Genomic DNA, 20227 nt, shown 5'->3' with positions numbered 1-20227 from the left:
CTGCTCATTTTTTATATGAATGGATAGCTGTGAACATACCGATCTATAGTTAAGTACGATAGTGGAAAGTAACGTTGAATGGGACGTAAGCGAGGGTGTCTGTACGAAGTTGTTTTGAGAACCGGGCATTCAGTATATTTACTTAAACAATATTTCGATTGTATTGCGGTAGTCAGTTGGAGAAATTCCTACATATTTTTTAAATGTAAGACTGTAATAATTGGGTGTATTAAAGCCAGAACTTGCTGAGATTTTTTCAATGGTGTAGTCAAATTTCCGTAAATAGGGGAGTGTTTTAATTATGCGAGTATACGCTACATAATCAACAAAATTACGACCAGTCTCTTTTTTAAATAAGCGACTAAAGTGAGTAGGACTAAAATTAATTGATTTGGCGACATCACTAATAATTAGTTGCTCATCATAATGCTCCTCAATATATTGAATAGCCTTTTGTAGCTGTTCATGCTTCGTTAAGTCCTCGTAAAATCGTATATGAATATTATCTACAGGTGGCTTTCTACGTGCTTTTCTAGCCTGACTGTAGGATTCTTTAACTTGCATAGATTGCAAAAACACACCACCAATTCCTATAAAAAGGTGGATATTATAATCTCTTTTTAAAAGCTCGATAACAGTCAGTAAAGTAGTGACACCCTCTGTCCAATGTTTAAATGATGTATACGTATGAGGAATCCGCATCAGCAATAATAAGTAACGCTCGAAATTTAAAAAGGACAGCGGTGCTTTGTCCGAAAAATGCTGACGAAAGACATTGGTAATTACACTACTTGCATCGTACAGTATCGGTCGGTTTTGCTGAGCATCTACATAGCCTTGGATTAAAAAAACGATATTTGGAATACAGTCAGTTGATAAAAACGAAGAAGCTTGTACAATTTCCTGTTCGTTGCTAATTTCACCTCGTATTAGTCGTCTCAAAAAAGCTTCGCGAAATGGTGACGTATGATTGTGTGGGATTTGTTGTGATAGCTCAAGCATCGTAACGGTACTTGCTTGCTGATCTTTATAGGATGTATAAAGCTTTTTTACAATTCGTAAAAATTTTTGTTTTTGCAAAGGTTTAATAAGAAGTGCTAGTAAATTTAATTCAATGGCAATACCTACTGAATAGGTTAAGTGTACTGCAACAATAGGGACAATAATACTATTAGGATAATTTTTCTTTAATCGTTTGACCTTTACCCAATCAAATAAATGGTTAATTTCATAGACGAAAATTGCCACCTCTTGTGCACTCGGTTGTGTACATTCAGTAAATGTATATGGGAGGAATTCTTCTAGCCATCCTATCATTTGCTGTTTTTCCATTGAATTCTCAACGTACCAGACGACGCTTAAAATGCTAAACAGCCCCTTTCTAAAATCAAAAAATAAAAAGAAGATTGATAAAAGTATTTTAACTTAAAATAGCAATATTTTGTACTAATACAGCAAAATATTGTACCTATATTATTAGAAAAATAGAATAGAATAGTTGTAGTGAATAATAATTTGAAATTTCAGATAATTATTCACTTAGACAAAAGGGGGTTAGTAATATGGCGGGGAGTCATGATTATGAGTATGTGGAGGCTGGAACTGTGGATGTCAGAGATTTGCCACCGTTAGATCCGACGACACATAAAATTATGAAGGATGAGTTTACTACAGGCTTTAGCTTAACGGTATTTTATTTTATTTTAATTTTTAGTATCCCAGTAATGAATTGGTTTGCTCCTGAAATTGCATTTAAGAAAGTATGGGGAGGCATGACTGTAACGTGGTTTGTCACGACAGTTGTCATGATGGTGATGGCCTTTGTTATTGCATATGTCCATACGACTTTGTATGAAAAGCGCTTGAAAAAATATGAAATGTCAAATAAGTAGTTCACTAAAGGGGGTAGGTTGAATGATTGAGACGATTTTAGAACCAAAGATGTTGTTGACAATTGCACTAATGGGAACCATTGTGTACATTACGTATTTAACGAAAAAAAATACAACGGCATCTGATTTCTTCGTTGGGGGACGGAGCTTTGGATGGTTTACGAATGGATCAGCAATTGGAGGAGATTACTTAAGTGCAGCTACATTTTTAGGGATTGCTGGTTTAACATTTCAGCTAGGCTATGATGGTGCGTATTATGCATTTTGCTTCTCAATTGGCTTGACGCTACTAGCCATTTTTGTTGCAGGACCATTGAGACGTTTTGGGGCATTTACTGTGGCAGACTTTTTAGCCTATCGCTTTCATAGTAGACGAGCTCGTTTAGCTGCAGTAATTGTTGTTTTAGCGATTTCAGGCTTCTATGCGGCGCCGCAGCTGTTAGGAGCAGCACAAATATTAAGTATGTTTTTTGGTACATCCTATGAATTTGGTATTATCTTTACATGTGTAGTGATGATTTTCTACGTAGGAATAGGCGGAATGAAGGGGACGACAATCAACCAAGCATTAGAGCTTTGGATTCGTCTAGGTGCGTTCATTGTAATGCTGATTGCAGCAATGTATGGGGGCTTGCATTACGATAAAATTTTAGCAGCCATCAATTCCTTTAATGGTCCTATTACAGGAACATCACCTTATGCATTGGATGGTAGTGATATTAATTTTGATGGTGCGGCATGGACAGGGACAGGCTTTTATTTCCCAACGTTTTGGCAAACGATAAGTATGACAATCGGTTTAGCGCTAGGTACTATTGGATTACCGCATATTTTATTGCGTTTTTATACGAATCCAAGTGCTAAGGCTGCCCGTAAATCCGCTTTGATGGCCATTGGAATTGCCAGTACGTTCTTCTTGTTAGCGGTATTTTTAGGCGTTGTTGGCCGTGCTATTTTCATCTCAGGTAGTGCAAGTGAAGAAGTGATGAGAGATTTAGTACTCGGTGGCAATAACATGGTTATTCCAACGACTGCGCTTGCCTTGGGAGGCGATTGGCTTCTCGGTCTTGTTATTGCAGGGGCTTTCGCTGCAATCTTCTCTAATTTATCAGGACTATTCATTACTAGCTCAGGAGCATTAGCACATGATTTATATGCAAGCTTTATGAAAAAAGACATTACGCAAAAACAGCGAGTAGTTGCTGGAAAAGTAGCCATTGTTATTTTAGGTATTCTTTATGGCGGACTAGGTTTACTCGTTAAGGATGCATCTATCGGTCATTTAGTCGCTTTAGCATTTACGGTTGCTGCGAGTACGTTTACACCGATTTTTATATTAGGTATTTGGTGGAGAGGTATGACAGAAAAAGGGGCTATTGCTGGATTGGTGATAGGCCTTGTTGTGTCCATGTGGATGATTTTCTTACCAGGAACACTGCCAAGTTTCCTACAATTTAAAATCCCAGGTATTGTTACTGTACCAGTAGGTTTCCTTTCTGTAATTGTTGTGTCATTGTTAGATCGTAAAGTACCAGCTGATGTAAATGATTTTATGAAGCGCGTACACTCGAAAGAATCTGAAACTGCATAGGTTCTAATACTTTCACTCTATTACTTTTATTGTGAAGAAAGCATAGACGGTCAACCAACTCAAAGAAATTGGGGTTGGTCTACTGTCTATTTTATTTTTGGCCAATCATAGGCAAACGGTGATTTCGGTTACAGGCGCTCCCTTTCCGCAGGCAAGGCTTCAACTATTTTTTTCGGCAAAAGCCGAAAAAATGGATTTTCAGCTCGTGCTGTTCATGCAGGGTGTGACGCCTTCCACTCCAATCAACTAGTATAGACTACTCATATAATATTTCGCTCTAGCCCAATAAAATTATAAAGGTGAAGATATGATTGTCTCACTTTTCAATATATAGGTCTCGCAATGGTAGAATAATACAGCTTTAGAATTGAGTTAATAGAAGCCTTTGATTTTCGCAGAGAATGGCGACTTTAGCGGGATGAGCTTGAGCAGAAAGCCCCGTAGGAACGAAGTGACGAGGAGATGGAAGCCAAGCCCGTGGAACGTGTCACTCGTAGCGAAAGTCAAACGCAGTTTTTGTTTATTAATACTCAATAATTTAAATTCTCAGCTATACGGATTATTGTGCTTATTAGGGAACAGCATTTTTGCATGCAAAGTAGAATTGCGAAGAGGGCCGATTTCTACTTTTGGACTGCAGCCTTGTGTTTCCGTCATATTTTCATGTTATATTAGTTATTGCTATATAAGCTCTTATGGTAGAATAGGTTAGATGTTGAGTGAACGGAGGAATAGCTGTGTATAAATATTATGGATTGGCCGCTTTTGTGATTATTTTAGATCAATGGACAAAATGGCTAATTGTGAAAAATATGGAGTTTGGTGAGCGTATTTCCGTATGGGATCCATGGTTTGGCATTTTATCTCATCGTAATAGAGGTGCAGCATGGGGAATGCTTGAGGGGCAAATGTGGTTATTTTCTATTGTAACAATAGGGGTTATTTGTGCCATCATTTACTTTTATCACAAAGAAGCAAAGGGCAAGCCTCTTTTTCAAGTGGGTTTAATGCTTTTATTGGGCGGTGCCATTGGTAACTTTATTGACCGTTTATTTAGAGGAGAAGTAGTAGATTTTGTCGACGTATTAATCCCTATTATGAATTACGATTTCCCAATTTTTAATATTGCAGATGCAGCATTAACAATTGCCGTTGTCGTATTAATGATTGGTTTAATCGCCGAAGATAAAAAAGAAAAGAAACAGGTGAAACAATGACGCAAGTATCATATACAATCGAAGAACAACAGCAAGGAGAGCGCATTGACAAAGCGATTTCAAGTATACAGACAGAGTGGTCTCGTACACAAATTAGCAATTGGATTACTGAAGGAATTGTCAAAGTAAATGGTGAGACAGTAAAAGCGAAATATAAGGTAAAAGCAGGCGATGTTGTAGAAATCATCGTGCCAGAAGCAGAGCCATTAGATGTAATTGCTGAAAACCTAGCACTTGAAATTGTTTATGAGGACGCGGATGTGCTCGTTGTCAACAAACCAAAGGGGATGGTTGTCCATCCAGCACCTGGTCATATGGCAGGGACACTTGTAAATGGTTTAATGTATCACTGTAAAGATTTATCGGGCATTAATGGTATTTTACGTCCAGGTATTGTACACCGTATCGATAAAGATACATCAGGTTTACTTATGGTAGCGAAAAATGATGTTGCACACGAATCATTAGTCGATCAACTTGTTAATAAAACAGTAACGCGTAAATATACAGCTCTTGTTCATGGACATATCGCACATGATAAAGGGACAATTGACGCACCAATTGGTCGTGACCAAAAGGATCGTCAAAAACAAGCAGTTGTTGATAAAGGTAAACATGCGGTAACACACTTCCAAGTGATTGAACGCTTCGGTGAATACACACTAGTAGAGTGTCGTCTCGAAACGGGACGTACACACCAAATTCGCGTGCATATGAATTATATTGGATTCCCTCTTGTTGGTGATCCAAAATATGGACCGAGAAAGACAATTGATTTTGGTGGACAAGTATTACATGCAGGCGTTTTAGGATTCAATCATCCTACAACAGGCGAATATATGGAGTTTGAAGCACCACTTCCTGTTGATTATGTAGAATTATTAGATGAATTACGAAATAAGGATTGACGAATATTTAAAGAAGGTCTATACTAACGAAAGTGAATGAACGACTTTAACTTAATATTCACCTTTAATGGCAGTCCAGAGAGGCTGAGAAGGTACATGTGAACGTGTTGTGAAAATTTGTGCTGCAAATTTTTCCGACATGCTATTTAAACACGTACTCAACCCTCTCAGGCTATTCGCCTCGAGAGGTTTTTTTATGCCGTTGTAATGATGCTTTACGACTTAGGAAGCATCACGTAACAATTCGATTGTGCTACAGCTTTCCAGAGGTAATACTTTAATAAAAGTTGCGCATAATGGACAACACTGAAAATAGATTCAAGAGAGGAGGACAAAAGATGTCAAAAAATGAGCTATTAGATGGGCCATCGATGACAAGAGCATTAACACGTATTGCACATGAAATTATTGAACGTAATAAAGGTATTGATGAATGTATTTTAGTCGGTATAAAAACGCGCGGTGCCTTTCTAGCGAGACGCTTAGCGGAGCGTATCGAAAAAATAGAAGGAAAAGCCATTCGTACAGGGGAGCTAGACATTACTCTTTACCGAGATGATTTATCGACAAAGCATGAAAATGAGCAGGCACATGTCGAGCAAGTGGATATCAATTATGTTGTTGCCAATCAAAAAATTATTTTAGTCGATGATGTACTATATACAGGTCGTACAGTCCGTGCTGCATTAGATGCCATAATGGATTTAGGAAGACCAGCACAAATTCAACTGGCAGTGTTGATAGATCGAGGGCACCGAGAGCTACCAATTCGAGCTGACTACGTTGGAAAAAATGTACCGACATCTGGCACAGAGCGCATCGTTGTCAATTTAACTGAAGTCGATGGTGAAGATTGCGTCATTATTTATAAAGAAGACTAACTAAAAAGTGAGGAAACGTTATGTCAAAGGCAGTATTAGATATAAATGATAAACCGACCCCAGTCCAATTAGTGACATTAAGCTTTCAACACATGTTTGCCATGTTCGGGTCAACGATTTTAGTACCACAGCTAGTAGGCCTTAGTCCAGCAATCGCCCTTCTAACAAGCGGGATTGCCACATTGTTCTTCTTATTAATAACGAAGTTTCAAGTACCAGCATATTTAGGCTCATCGTTTGCCTTTATCGCACCAATTTTACTTGCCGCAGGCGGTTTAGATGACAATGGCTTAAGTGTCAACCCAGGTAACGCCATGATAGGGGCAATGGCCGTCGGTGTAACCTACGGCATTGTGTCACTCATCATTTGGAAGAGCGGCTATAAATGGATTATGAAGATCCTTCCGCCAATCGTAGTAGGCCCGGTTATTATGGTCATCGGCCTTGGCTTATCAGGAACAGCAGTAGGCATGGCGATGAATGTTGATGGAGAATATAACTTACTGCATTTCTCAGCAGCACTTGTCACACTATTTACGGCAATTATTTTTACAATCTTCTTTAAGGGGATTTTAAGTACGATGCCGATTTTAATCGGCCTAATCGTTGGCTATGTTTACTCGATTTTTATCGGTATCGTCAACTTCGAACCGATTAAAGAAGCAAAGATGTTTGCAGTACCACATTTCATCATTCCTGGTGTAGATTATGACTTTACAATTACATCTACGATTTTACTAGCGATGGTACCGATTGTTATTGTGACAATTTCAGAGCATATCGGTCACCAGCTCGTGCTTGGAAAAGTAGTGAATCGAGATTATATTAAAGAACCAGGCTTACATCGTTCATTACTAGGTGATGGCTTTGGGACATTAGTTAGTGCATTCATTGGTGGTCCACCAAAAACAACGTACGGTGAAAATATTGGTGTTCTTGCTATCACACGAGTTTACAGTGTGTATGTAATAGCAGGAGCAGCAGTAGTGGCGATTTTCCTGTCATTCTTCGGGAAAGCAATGGCAGTAATCGCAACAATTCCAACAGCTGTTCTTGGCGGAGTTTCCATTCTGCTGTTCGGTATTATCGCTTCAAGCGGTCTCCGTATGCTAGTAGATAATCATGTCGACTTTGGTAACAGCCGTAATCTAGTGATTGCCTCTGTTATTCTAGTAATAGGTATCGGCGGTGCGAAATTTATCGTCACAGAATCACTAAGTTTAGAAGGTATGGCGTTAGCAGCGATTATCGGAGTTGTGCTAAATGCGGTATTACCAGGTAAAAAAGAAGCCGATATACCAGTACCTTACAATCAAAATAATAATTCATAGTAGTACCTTTTAATGAATTGTCCAGAGAGGCAAAAAAAGGGAAGTTGTGGACAGGCAATAGGTAAGCATTCGGCTTACTATAGTTTGTCACGCCTCCTTATGCCTCGCTGATGACATCAGCGGGGCTTTTATATTATTTAGATACTTAAATAATGCAGAACGTCATACATAGACGTTCATGACACACAATCTAATGGAGGTACATGATGAAGAACTTATTATCAATGGAACATTTAACAACTGAAGAGATTAGCAGCATTTTACATCGTGCGCAGGCTTTTGAAAATGGCGAAACATCATCGTTATCTCGTGCTTACAACGTTGCAAACTTATTTTTTGAACCGAGTACTCGAACGAAAACAAGTTTTGAGATGGCAGAGCGGAAAGTTGGCTGCACTGTAATCCCGTTTGACGCAAGCTTTTCAAGTGTGACAAAGGGTGAAACAATGTACGATACGGTCAAAACATTAGAGATGATAGGCATAGATGCGGTCGTTATCCGAGCACAAGAAGATGAATATTATAACGAGCTACTAGAAGGCATTCATGTTGCAGTTATAAACGCAGGAGATGGCGCTGGTCAACATCCATCACAATCATTGCTGGATCTGTACACGATAAAAAAAGAGTTTGGTTCTTTTGAAGGGTTAAATATCACAATCGCTGGGGATATATCTCATAGTCGTGTTGCAAAATCAAATGCTTCGGCGTTACAACGACTAGGAGCAAATGTGCATTTTCTTTGCCCAGAAGAATGGGCAGGGGATTTTAAAGCACATCATTCCTGGGACGATTTAATTGAAATAAGCGATGTCATTATGTTACTTCGTGTACAACATGAACGTCATAAAGTAAATAAAAGCTTCTCAAAAGAAAGCTATCATGAAGAGTACGGATTGACAGTGGAACGTGAGAAGAAAATGAAGGAAAAAGCAATTATTATGCATCCAGCGCCAGTTAACCGTGATGTAGAAATTGCATCAGAGCTAGTCGAAAGCGAACGTTCTCGAATTTTTGAGCAAGTTCGCAATGGTGTGTATACGCGCATGGCAATTATTGAAACGATTTTACAAGGGAGAGAATAACATGACAAAAGTACTTCAAAATGTACAAATGTTAAATGAACAAGGTGAACTGCATACAGTGAATATCGCCATGGTAGATGGCAAAATTACTGCCATTGGACAAGAGGTCAATGTTGCTGGTGCAGAAATTATCGAAGGAAACGGTTTAGTTGTTGCTCCAGGCTTTGTAGATGTGCACACACATTTACGAGAGCCAGGTTTTGAACATAAAGAAACAATTGCCACAGGCTCTGCATCTGCAGCGAAAGGTGGTTTTACAACGATTTGTGCAATGCCGAATACGAAACCAGTGCCTGACACTGTAGAAAACATGCAACTAATTAACGGTCTTATTCAAGAAAGCGCAGTGATTCGTGTCTTGCCATATGGTTCATTAACGCAAGACATTTCAGGTGAAGTTCGTACGGATATCGCGGAATTAAAAGCACATGGCGCTGTAGCATTTTCAGACGATGGTGTAGGAATTCAATTAGCCTCCACGATGTATGAACAAATGCAGGATGCTGCAAAGCATAACATGGTTGTTGTAGCACACTGTGAAGATAATTCATTAATTTATGATGGTGTCATGCATGAAGGCAAGCGTAATAAAGAATTAGGACTACCGGGTATTCCATCTATTTGTGAATCTGTTCAAATTGCGCGCGATGTTCTTCTCGCAGAGGCTGCGGGCGCACGCTACCATGTGTGCCACGTATCAACAAAAGAATCGGTGCGTGCAGTACGTGACGCAAAAGCAGCAGGTATTCGCGTCACTGCAGAAGTTTGTCCACACCACTTATTACTTGAAGAGATGGATATTCCATCCGATGATGCTAACTGGAAAATGAACCCACCATTACGCGGTGCAGACGATAAAGATTCTCTACACGCAGCATTACTTGATGGCACAATCGACTGCATCGCAACAGATCATGCGCCACATACAATCGAAGAAAAATGTTGTGGTATGGTTGGCGCACCGTTCGGCATCGTCGGCTTTGAAACAGCATTCCCACTGATGTATACACAATTTGTTGAAACAGGGAAATGGACTTTAAAGCAATTGATTGATTGGATGACTGTGAAAGCAGCACAAATTTTCGACTTACCATATGGAACGCTACAAGTTGGTGCATCAGCTGACATGGTTTTAATTGATGTAAAGAAAGAACAAACAATTGATGCAGAAGGTTTTGTATCAAAAGGTCGCAATACACCTTTCAATGGTTGGATTGCAAAAGGTTGGCCAGTAGTAACAATTTTTGAAGGTAATATCGTATACCAGGAGGCAGAGTAATGAAAAAACGTTTACTTATTTTAGAAGATGGCACAGTATTTACAGGCACAGCGTTCGGTAGCGAGCGAGCTTCACAAGGCGAGGTCGTATTCACAACAGGGATGACAGGATATCAAGAAACGATTTCAGACCCTTCATTCTACGGACAAATCGTAACGTTAACATACCCACTTATCGGTAACTACGGTATTAACCGTGATGATTTCGAATCAATCACACCTGCAATTCGTGGATTTGTAGTTCGCGAACTAGCAAAAACACCGTCAAACTTCAGATGTGATTTAACAGTTGATGAATATTTAACATCAAAGGATATCCCAGGGATTGAAGGGATTGATACACGTAAATTAACACGCATTATTCGTAGCAAAGGATCTGTTAAAGCGATTTTAACAGCGGCTGACGAAGAAGTGAATGTAGAAGAAATCGTCGCAAAACTACAGGCTACACCAGCGATTACGCATCATGTTCGCGAAGTAACGCCAAAGGCTGCTTATCCATCACCAGGACGTGGCAAACGAGTAGTATTAATTGACTACGGTATGAAGCATGGTATTCTCCGTGAATTAAATAAACGTGATTGTGATGTACTAGTTGTACCTTACAACACACCAGCAGCAGAAATTTTAGCATGGCATCCTGATGGCATTATGCTGTCAAACGGTCCAGGGAATCCTGAAGACGTTGCAGAAGGTATCGAAACGGTACGCAATTTAATCGGAAAAGTGCCAATGTTCGGTATTTGCTTAGGCCACCAAATCTTCTCATTAGCGAGTGGCGCGAAGTCATTTAAATTACCATTCGGTCACCGCGGAGGTAACCACCCGGTTAAAGATTTACGCACAGGTCGTACAGACTTAACATCTCAAAATCATGGCTATGCAATCGATATTGAGTCTTTAAAAGATACAGATTTAGAATTAACACATGTCGCATTAAATGATGGTACTTGTGAAGGTGTACGTCATAAGAAATATCCGATTTTCACAGTACAATATCACCCAGAAGCATCACCGGGACCAGAGGATTCAAACCACTTATTTGATGAATTCATTGAAATGATGGAAGTAGAAGCAGGGAAGGGGAAACAACATGCCTAAACGTACAGATATAGAAACTATTTTAGTAATCGGGTCTGGCCCAATCGTCATCGGACAAGCAGCAGAATTTGACTATGCAGGAACACAAGCTTGTCTTTCATTAAAAGAAGAAGGCTACCGCGTTATTTTAATAAACTCAAACCCTGCAACAATTATGACAGATACTGAAATTGCAGACAAAGTTTACATTGAGCCAATCACACTAGAATTTGTATCACGCATTTTACGTAAAGAACGTCCAGATGCAATTCTACCAACACTAGGTGGTCAAACAGGTTTAAATATGGCAATCGAGTTAGACAACTCAGGTATTTTAAATGAACTAAATATCGAAATTCTTGGTACGAAACTAGATGCTATCCATAAAGCAGAAGACCGTGATTTATTCCGTAACTTAATGTACGAACTAGGTGCACCAGTACCGGAATCAGACATTATTCATAACTTAGATGAAGCGAAAAACTTTGTCGCAAAAATCGGTTATCCAGTAATCGTTCGTCCTGCATTCACACTTGGAGGTACAGGCGGCGGTATTTGCTATAACGACCAAGACCTAGAAGAAATCGTAACATCAGGTCTGAAATATTCGCCAGTTACACAATGTTTACTTGAAAAATCAATCGCTGGCTTGAAAGAGATTGAATATGAAGTAATGCGTGATGCAGCTGACAATGCGATCGTTGTTTGTAACATGGAAAATGTCGATCCAGTAGGTATTCATACAGGAGACTCAATCGTAGTAGCACCAACACAAACACTTTCTGACCGCGAAAACCAAATGTTACGTAATATCTCATTAGATATTATTCGCGCACTAAAAATTGAAGGTGGCTGTAACGTACAGTTAGCCCTTGATCCATATAGCTTCAACTACTATGTAATCGAAGTAAACCCACGTGTATCACGTTCATCTGCATTAGCATCAAAAGCAACGGGTTACCCAATCGCGAAGCTGGCAGCAAAAATTGCAGTAGGCTTAACGTTAGATGAAATTAAAAATCCAGTGACAGGTTCAACGTATGCTTGCTTCGAGCCAGCACTAGACTACATCGTAGCAAAAATTCCACGCTGGCCATTCGATAAATTCGAATCTGCAAAACGTAACCTAGGCACACAAATGAAGGCTACCGGGGAAGTAATGGCGCTTGGTCGTACGTTCGAGGAAGCAATGCTAAAAGCTGTACGTTCTCTTGAAACAGGTCAAGTTCATCTAGAGCTGAAACATGCTGAAGATAACTCTGATTCTTGGATTGAAAAGCGCATCCGTAAAGCAGGCGATGAACGCTTATTCTTCATCGGAGAAGCATTGCGCCGCGGTGTAACCATCGAACAAATTCATGAATGGTCTGCAATTGACTTATTCTTCTTAAATAAATTTAAAAACATTGTAGATATGGAGCAAACACTTGCTGACCATAAAAACGATAAAGAAGTATTACGTACTGCAAAACGTCTAGGCTTTGCGGATAAAAAAATTGCTGAGCTATGGGATACAACGCAAGAAGCAATCTATGCATACCGTAAAGAAAACGGCATTATCCCTGTCTATAAAATGGTGGACACATGTGCGGCAGAGTTCGAATCAGAAACACCTTATTTCTACGGCACTTATGAGGAAGAAAATGAATCAATCAAGTCTGAAAAACCATCTGTTATCGTATTAGGCTCAGGTCCAATCCGTATCGGTCAAGGAGTAGAGTTCGATTACGCTACAGTTCACTCAGTTTGGGCTATCCAAGAAGCAGGCTATGAAGCAATCATTATTAACTCAAACCCAGAAACAGTATCAACAGACTTCTCAATTTCAGATAAGTTATACTTCGAGCCATTAACGATCGAAGACGTAATGCACATTATCGATTTAGAACAACCAATTGGCGTAGTTGTCCAATTCGGTGGTCAAACAGCTATTAACCTAGCTGATAAATTAGCTGCAAATGGTGTGAAAATTTTAGGTACATCGTTAGAAGACATCGATCGTGCTGAAAACCGTGATAAATTTGAACAAGCTTTACATGCATTAGACATTCCACAGCCTCCAGGTGAAACTGCGGTATCAACAGAAGAAGCACTTGTGATTGGTAAACGTCTAGGTTTCCCAGTGTTAGTACGCCCTTCATATGTTCTTGGTGGACGAGCGATGGAAATTGTTTATAACGAGGAAGAATTACAACATTATATGGAGAACGCTGTTGAGGCTTCACCTGATCACCCAGTTTTAGTAGACCGTTACTTAACGGGTCAAGAAATTGAGGTAGATGCGATTTGTGACGGTGAAAATGTATTAATCCCAGGTATTATGGAACATATCGAACGTGCAGGGGTACACTCTGGTGACTCGATTTCTGTATACCCACCACAAAAATTAACACAAACGCAAAAAGATACTTTAGTCGATTACACGACTCGTCTAGCAAAAGGACTTGGCATCATCGGCTTAATGAATATCCAATATGTAATTTCGCAAGGTGAAGTGTATGTGATTGAGGTTAATCCTCGCTCATCTCGTACAGTACCGTTCTTAAGTAAAATTACGAACATTCCAATGGCAAACATTGCAACGAAAGCGATTCTTGGTAAATCAATCGTAGAGCAAGGCTATCCAACTGGCTTAGCGGCAGAGCAAAAAGGTGTGTTTGTTAAAGTACCAGTATTCTCATTCGCAAAATTACGCCGTGTGGACATCACATTAGGACCTGAAATGAAATCAACAGGGGAAGTAATGGGTAAGGATGCAACATTAGAAAAAGCCCTGTACAAAGGCTTAGTTGCAGCTGGTATGGAAATCCGTACAGAAGGCACAGTATTATTCACTGTATCTGATAAGGATAAAGAAGAAGCAATTGCACTTGCTAAACGTTTCTCAACAGTCGGCTATCGCATTGTAGCGACAGAAGGTACAGCACAAGCATTTGAGGCAGCTGGCGTTCGTACAGATGTAGTAGGGAAAATTGGTGCAAAAGGACAAACGTTACTAGACTTAATTCAAAATGGTGAAGCTCAGTTAGTAGTCAACACATTAACAAAAGGCAAGCAGCCAGCTCGTGATGGATTCCGAATTCGTCGTGAGTCTGTAGAAAATGGCGTACCTTGCTTAACGTCATTAGATACAGCAGAAGCAATGCTACGTGTAATTGAATCAATGACATTTACAGCAGAACAAATGCCGAAAGCGGAGGTAGTACATTAATATGATTCGTCAAGAGAAAATGACGGTCGTCTCTCAAAAGCAAATTGCGACAAACATTTTCGAATTGACACTACATGGTGAACTGGTTCAGGATATGACTCCTGGCCAGTTTGTCCATGTAAAGGTGTCAGATTCATTGGAGCCGCTTTTACGTCGACCTATTAGTATTGCAAACATAGATAAAGAAAATAGTGAATTTACAATGATTTATCGTGCGGAAGGTCGAGGAACGCAAGTGTTAGCGACAAATCGTGAAGGACAGTTAGTCAATGTCCTTGGCCCAATTGGTAATGGCTTCCCAGTCGATGCTGTAAAGACGGGTGGGACGGCATTGTTAGTTGGTGGCGGCATCGGTGTACCACCTTTACATGAACTATCAAAACAGCTTAATGCTCGTGGCGTGAAAACAATCCATGTATTAGGCTTCCAAACAGAAGATGTTTGCTTCTATGAGGAAGAGTTTAATGCACTTGGTGAAACACATTACGTAACTGTAGATGGATCGAAAGGAACGAAGGGCTTTGTAACAAACGTGTTAGAAACGCGTGCGCCGGAGTTTGATGTGTTCTATTCTTGTGGCCCTCTACCGATGCTAAAAGCGTTAGAAGGCTTCTACCCAGAAAAAGAAGGCTATTTATCGTTTGAAGAACGCATGGGCTGCGGCATTGGCGCTTGCTTTGCATGTGTGTGCAAGACAACCGATCAAATTGAAAAAGACTATGTCAAAGTATGCTCTGACGGTCCAGTATTTCCGAAAGGTACGGTGGCATTATGAGTCGTTTAAATATCCAAATACCTGGCTTAGATTTAAAAAATCCAATTATGCCAGCTTCAGGTTGCTTTGGCTTTGGTCGTGAATATGCTCAGCTGTACGATTTATCGAAGCTTGGCGCTATTATGATTAAAGCAACAACAGTGGAAACAAGACCTGGCAATCCAACACCACGTGTAGCGGAAACAGCAGCAGGGATGCTAAATGCCATTGGCTTACAAAATCCAGGTATTGAAAAAGTAATGAATGAAGAATTAAAGTTTTTAGAAGGCTATGATGTGCCAATTATCGCTAATGTAGCTGGTACTGAAACTGCAGATTACGTAGAAGTTGCACGTCGCATCTCTGCAGCACCAAATGTAAAAGCGCTAGAACTGAATATTTCTTGCCCGAACGTCAAATGTGGGGGCATTCAATTCGGTACAGACCCCGCAACAGCACGAGAGCTCGTTGCAGCAGTAAAAGCTGTTTCTGAAGTCCCTGTTTACGTGAAATTATCACCAAATGTAACGAATATCGTAGAAATCGCTCAAGCAGTTGAAGCTGGTGGAGCGGATGGAATTACGATGATTAACACATTAATTGGCATGCGTTTGCATGAACGTACAGGTAAACCAGTAATTGCAAATGGTACAGGGGGCTTATCTGGCCCTGCAGTAAAACCAGTTGCCATTCGTATGGTATATGAGGTATATAAAGCCGTCAATATTCCGATTATTGGAATGGGCGGAGTGAGCGAAGCGCAAGATGTCATTGACTTTATGTCAGCAGGTGCATCAGCAGTCGCAGTTGGGACAGCCAATTTTGTTGACCATTTCGTTTGTCCGAACATCATTGAGGAGTTACCAGCAAAGCTTGACGCATTAGGCGTAGAGCATATTACGGACATAATCGGAAGGAGCCATCGTTAATGAATACAAAACCAATACTAGCACTTGATTTCCCAGGTGAAGCGGAAGTTTTCAAGTTTTTAGCACATTTTCAAGAGCCTCTTTTCGTAAAAATTGGTATGGAGCTTTATATGCAGGAAGGTCCTGATATTGTACGTAAAGTGAAGGATTTAGGGCACGATATTTTCCTAGATTTAAAGCTACATGATATTCCAAATACTGTTGGTTCAGCGATGAAGGGCTTAGCAAAATTAGGAGTAGATTTAGTCAATGTACATGCTGCAGGTGGGCGTCCAATGATGGAAGCTGCACTCGAAGGACTAGAAGCGGGTACACCAGCAGGTCGAGAGCGTGCAGTATTGATTGCTGTGACACAACTAACATCTACTACGGAAACGCAAATGCAAGCGGAGCAAAAAATTGCGTTAACATTACAAGAATCTGTACTACATTATGCTAGCTTAACAAAACAAGCGGGCTTAAATGGTGTTGTCTGCTCAGTTCATGAAGCACAGGCAATCGCTGAAGTGTGCGGTGAGAACTTCTTACGTGTCACACCAGGTATCCGTTTAGCTGGTGGTGATGCACACGACCAAAAACGCATCGCTATGCCAGATGGTGCAAAACGTGATGGGTCTTCATTAATTGTAGTAGGGCGTGCCGTAACAGGTGCTCAAGATCCAGTAGTAGCATATAAAATCGTAAGTGAATTATGGGAGGCAACAAAATGACATTACAAAACGAAATCGCACACGCTATGCTTAAGGTTGGCGCAGTCGAATTAAACCCAACAGATCTTTTCACATGGGCATCGGGCATTCAATCACCGATTTACTGTGATACACGTTTAACTATTTCAGATCCAGTTATCCGTAAGCAATTGGCAAACGGCTTAGCAAAAATTATTAAAGAAAATTTTGAAGGTACAGAAATTGTAGCTGGTACTGCTACAGCAGGTATTCCACATGCTGCATGGGTAAGCGATATTTTAGACTTACCAATGGTGTACGTACGTTCAAAAGCAAAAGAGCATGGTCGTGGAAATCAAATTGAAGGAAAATACGCAGCGGGGCAAAAAGTCGTTGTAGTAGAAGATATTGTGTCAACAGGTGGTTCTTCGATTACAGCAGTAGAAGCTTTACGTGCAGCGGGGTGTGAGGTATTAGGTGTTGTTTGTGTCTACACATATAATTTACCACGTGCTGAGCAAGCATTCGAAGAAGCCGGCATTCAATATGTATCTTTAACTAACTTTGATTATCTAATTGAAGCAGCAAACGAATCAGGTGCTATTAAAGAAGAAGATATTCCATTTTTAAAAGACTGGCATGCAAAACTTAAAGCTGGAGCACTATAGGTTAAGAAAAATTAATAAAAAACGATCATGGTTAAATTAGCCAATGATCGTTTTTTTTTATGAAGATGTACGTTTAGAAAAATTTATAAAAAAATAGTTTTTTACTGTAGCAAAAAGTGCTTTTTGATGTTAATACTTTAAACCGAAAAATTATATAAATATAATTATTGAATATTTAAAATAAACAGAAATATCGAATTGTTCCTATAATCTTCAAGTTTACCAAATAAAAGAATGAATTAAGAGAGAAGAACATGAAATATAATGTAGATTATTAGTATATTTAAATAATAAATAAATGTTGGATAATAGAAAAAATAAGAATGTGAACAAATATATGTTTAAAAAGAATAGAAAAATTATATAATTTTTTGTAATAGTTGTATGGTTTTTTATGTATATAACATTATGAGAGTTGTAAAAAAACTCTTGATTAAATGCGTTATTTCTATATAAAATAGCAATATGAATAATTTTCAGATAATTCCATAAGTATATAGTTAGATGATTTTTTTATTTCTACTGTAAAAATTTTATTAATATGTTTTTAAATTGAACTATTTAAAAACTAATAAATATTTGAGTAGAAATGATATTGAAATAAGTTTAATCAATTTTGAATCCTTTTTTCTGAATATTGAATCAGAAAAGATTGTCATCGTAAGTTTTTACTACATATTTCTATTTAGAAAAAATACAAAAAGGTGTGATGATTGCAATGAATTTAATGCTTGAAGTGAAAAACCTTAAAACTGGTTTTGATATAGACGGAGATATATATCACGCGGTGGATAACGTTTCGTTTTCCGTTAAGCCCGGCCAAATTGTAGGTATTGTAGGGGAATCTGGTTGTGGAAAAAGTGTTATGTCACTGTCGATCATGCAGCTACTTCCTCAAGGGATTGGCAAAGTTACTGGCGGAGAAATAAAGTTCCAAGGCAAAAATATTGAGGGCTACAAAAGTGATGAGATGAATAAAATACGAGGAAAAGATATTAGTATGATCTTTCAAGAGCCTATGACATCTTTAAACCCTGTATTTACAATTGGCAATCAGATTGAAGAGATTTTATTAAACCATCTACCAATCTCGAAAACTGATGCAAGACAGCAGTCAATTGAATTATTAAAGAGTGTAGGCATACCAAGACCAGATAAAATTGTCGACGAATATCCACATCAACTATCAGGGGGGATGCGACAAAGGGTCATGATTGCGATTGCCATCGCTTGTCATCCAAAGCTTTTAATTGCTGATGAACCTACTACTGCACTAGATGTAACTGTACAAGCACAAATACTTGAATTGCTGAGAAAAATTCAGGCGGAAAATGATATGTCCATTATATTGATTACGCATGATTTAGGTGTAGTGGCAGAAATGTGTGATGAAGTCATCATTATGTATGCTGGGAAAATTGTAGAGCGCACGAATGTGGACAATCTATTCTATAATCCAAAGCATCCTTATACGAAGCAATTAATGGCATCCATTCCACGCATTGATATCGAAGTTAGTGAGCTAACTACAATTCAAGGCATTGTGCCATCTTTAAAAAATATGCCGACAGTCGGCTGTCGATTTGCAGATAGATGCCCGTCGGTGAAACCCGAGTGTAGTACGGTAACTCCTCAGCTTGTCCAAATCGGCGATGGCCATGAGGTTTCGTGCTTACTATATGAAGGTTCTATCCTAGAGAAGGTGTGAGGTAACAACATGACTGATACGACAATCAAACAACATAAAGAAACTTTGCTCGAAGTGAACAACTTAAAAACCTATTACCCTATTAAAGGCGGATTTCTTAAAAAAACAGTCGGACACGTTAAAGCTGTAGATAATATTTCATTTTCTATCAAAAATGGAGAAACATTGGGCTTAGTTGGTGAGTCAGGATGCGGAAAATCAACAACAGGCCGTACGATTATTAGATTGTTAGATTCTACAGAAGGACAAATCGTGTTTGATGGAAAGGATATTACAAAAATACAAGGCAAATCATTAAGAGAAATAAGAAAAGATATCCAGATGGTATTCCAAGATCCTTATGCATCATTAAATCCAATGCAGATGGTAGGCAGTATCGTAGCTGAGCCTATTATGAATTTTCATAATAAAACACTAAATTCTTTAAAAGAAGAAGTCATTGAATTATTAAGAAAAGTAGGGTTACCTAAGGATGCATATTATAAATATGCGCATGAATTTTCAGGTGGTCAACGTCAACGAATTGGTATTGCAAGAGCGCTAGCCCTTAAACCGAAGCTAATAATTGCCGATGAACCAGTTTCTGCCTTAGATGTTTCCGTGCAATCACAAGTTTTAAATCTACTAAAAGAATTGCAGGATGAGTTTGATTTAACCTTTTTATTTATTGCGCACGACTTAAGTGTTGTAAAACATATGAGTGACCGCATTGGCGTTATGTATTTAGGCAATATTGTTGAAATTGCAAACAAGGTAAGCATATATGATGAGCCATTGCATCCATATACACAAGCACTCATTTCAGCAATACCTGTGCCGGATCCTCGAAAAAAAAGCAATCGCATTGTTTTACAAGGCGATGTACCGAGCCCAGCTAATCCTCCGCAAGGATGCCCATTCCATCCAAGGTGCCCGAAGGCTATGATGGAATGTTCCTTAACTAAACCAGTATTAAAGGAGGTGAAGCCAGATCATAAAGTTGCTTGCCACTTATATTAAAAATGGCAAGAAAAAAAAGGAAAAAAT

At 39.1% G+C, this 20227-nt stretch carries 17 protein-coding genes; 16 read left to right on the top strand and 1 reads right to left on the bottom strand.

Annotated features, from left to right (window positions below; translation table 11 throughout):
• Positions 1–138 precede the first annotated feature (138 nt).
• Complete coding sequence (locus ACIP9C_RS07840; RefSeq protein WP_401009547.1) at positions 139–1332, bottom strand: AraC family transcriptional regulator; 1194 nt, start codon at positions 1330–1332, stop codon at positions 139–141.
• A gap of 230 nt (positions 1333–1562) precedes the next feature.
• On the opposite strand from ACIP9C_RS07840, the gene ACIP9C_RS07835 reads away from it, so the two are divergent.
• The 16 genes from ACIP9C_RS07835 (at position 1563) to ACIP9C_RS07760 (ending at position 20200) form a co-directional block, all read left to right on the top strand.
• Positions 1563–1892, top strand: a complete 330-nt coding sequence (locus ACIP9C_RS07835) for a hypothetical protein (protein WP_401009546.1) — start codon at positions 1563–1565, stop codon at positions 1890–1892.
• Between the two features lie 22 nt (positions 1893–1914).
• Positions 1915–3483 carry a sodium/solute symporter gene (locus ACIP9C_RS07830; RefSeq protein ID WP_401009545.1) on the top strand — a complete coding sequence of 523 codons (1569 nt, stop codon included), beginning with the start codon at positions 1915–1917 and terminating at the stop codon, positions 3481–3483.
• Between the two features lie 737 nt (positions 3484–4220).
• A complete protein-coding gene (gene lspA / locus ACIP9C_RS07825) occupies positions 4221–4700 on the top strand; it encodes a signal peptidase II (RefSeq protein WP_340825968.1) in 480 nt (159 codons plus the stop codon).
• Positions 4697–5608, top strand: a complete 912-nt coding sequence (locus tag ACIP9C_RS07820) for an RluA family pseudouridine synthase (RefSeq protein ID WP_401009544.1) — start codon at positions 4697–4699, stop codon at positions 5606–5608. The genes lspA and ACIP9C_RS07820 overlap by 4 nt, the downstream gene beginning before the upstream one ends.
• Positions 5609–5946: 338 nt before the next feature.
• Positions 5947–6489 carry a bifunctional pyr operon transcriptional regulator/uracil phosphoribosyltransferase PyrR gene (gene pyrR, locus ACIP9C_RS07815; RefSeq protein ID WP_340825966.1) on the top strand — a complete coding sequence of 181 codons (543 nt, stop codon included), beginning with the start codon at positions 5947–5949 and terminating at the stop codon, positions 6487–6489.
• A gap of 20 nt (positions 6490–6509) precedes the next feature.
• Entirely contained in the window at positions 6510–7820 is a 1311-nt protein-coding gene (locus ACIP9C_RS07810) for a solute carrier family 23 protein (protein ID WP_401009543.1), read from the top strand.
• 206 nt (positions 7821–8026) lie between these two features.
• Entirely contained in the window at positions 8027–8905 is an 879-nt protein-coding gene (locus ACIP9C_RS07805; RefSeq protein ID WP_401009542.1) for an aspartate carbamoyltransferase catalytic subunit, read from the top strand.
• 1 nt (position 8906) lies between these two features.
• Positions 8907–10184 carry a dihydroorotase gene (locus ACIP9C_RS07800; protein WP_401009541.1) on the top strand — a complete coding sequence of 426 codons (1278 nt, stop codon included), beginning with the start codon at positions 8907–8909 and terminating at the stop codon, positions 10182–10184.
• Complete coding sequence (gene carA, locus ACIP9C_RS07795; RefSeq protein ID WP_401009540.1) at positions 10184–11284, top strand: glutamine-hydrolyzing carbamoyl-phosphate synthase small subunit; 1101 nt, start codon at positions 10184–10186, stop codon at positions 11282–11284. Before ACIP9C_RS07800 ends, carA begins: the two co-directional genes overlap by 1 nt.
• On the top strand, positions 11277–14474 hold the full coding sequence (gene carB / locus ACIP9C_RS07790) for a carbamoyl-phosphate synthase large subunit (protein WP_401009539.1): 3198 nt from the start codon (positions 11277–11279) through the stop codon (positions 14472–14474). Before carA ends, carB begins: the two co-directional genes overlap by 8 nt.
• Position 14475: 1 nt before the next feature.
• The gene (locus tag ACIP9C_RS07785) at positions 14476–15249 is read left to right on the top strand and encodes a dihydroorotate dehydrogenase electron transfer subunit (RefSeq protein ID WP_401009538.1); all 774 of its coding nucleotides are present in this window, start codon (positions 14476–14478) and stop codon (positions 15247–15249) included.
• Positions 15246–16157, top strand: a complete 912-nt coding sequence (locus ACIP9C_RS07780; protein WP_401009537.1) for a dihydroorotate dehydrogenase — start codon at positions 15246–15248, stop codon at positions 16155–16157. Before ACIP9C_RS07785 ends, ACIP9C_RS07780 begins: the two co-directional genes overlap by 4 nt.
• Positions 16157–16867 carry an orotidine-5'-phosphate decarboxylase gene (gene pyrF, locus ACIP9C_RS07775; RefSeq protein WP_401009536.1) on the top strand — a complete coding sequence of 237 codons (711 nt, stop codon included), beginning with the start codon at positions 16157–16159 and terminating at the stop codon, positions 16865–16867. Before ACIP9C_RS07780 ends, pyrF begins: the two co-directional genes overlap by 1 nt.
• A complete protein-coding gene (gene pyrE / locus ACIP9C_RS07770; RefSeq protein ID WP_401009535.1) occupies positions 16864–17493 on the top strand; it encodes an orotate phosphoribosyltransferase in 630 nt (209 codons plus the stop codon). Before pyrF ends, pyrE begins: the two co-directional genes overlap by 4 nt.
• 709 nt (positions 17494–18202) lie before the next feature.
• On the top strand, positions 18203–19201 hold the full coding sequence (locus tag ACIP9C_RS07765) for an ABC transporter ATP-binding protein (protein WP_401009534.1): 999 nt from the start codon (positions 18203–18205) through the stop codon (positions 19199–19201).
• Positions 19202–19210: 9 nt separating this feature from the next.
• On the top strand, positions 19211–20200 hold the full coding sequence (locus ACIP9C_RS07760) for an ABC transporter ATP-binding protein (RefSeq protein ID WP_401009533.1): 990 nt from the start codon (positions 19211–19213) through the stop codon (positions 20198–20200).
• Positions 20201–20227 lie beyond the last annotated feature (27 nt).

The organism is Lysinibacillus sp. NPDC093210 (assembly GCF_044753985.1).
GTDB lineage: Bacteria > Bacillota > Bacilli > Bacillales_A > Planococcaceae > Lysinibacillus.
Note: the sequence above shows the minus strand (reverse complement) of the source record. Positions and strands in the feature narration are given on the sequence as shown.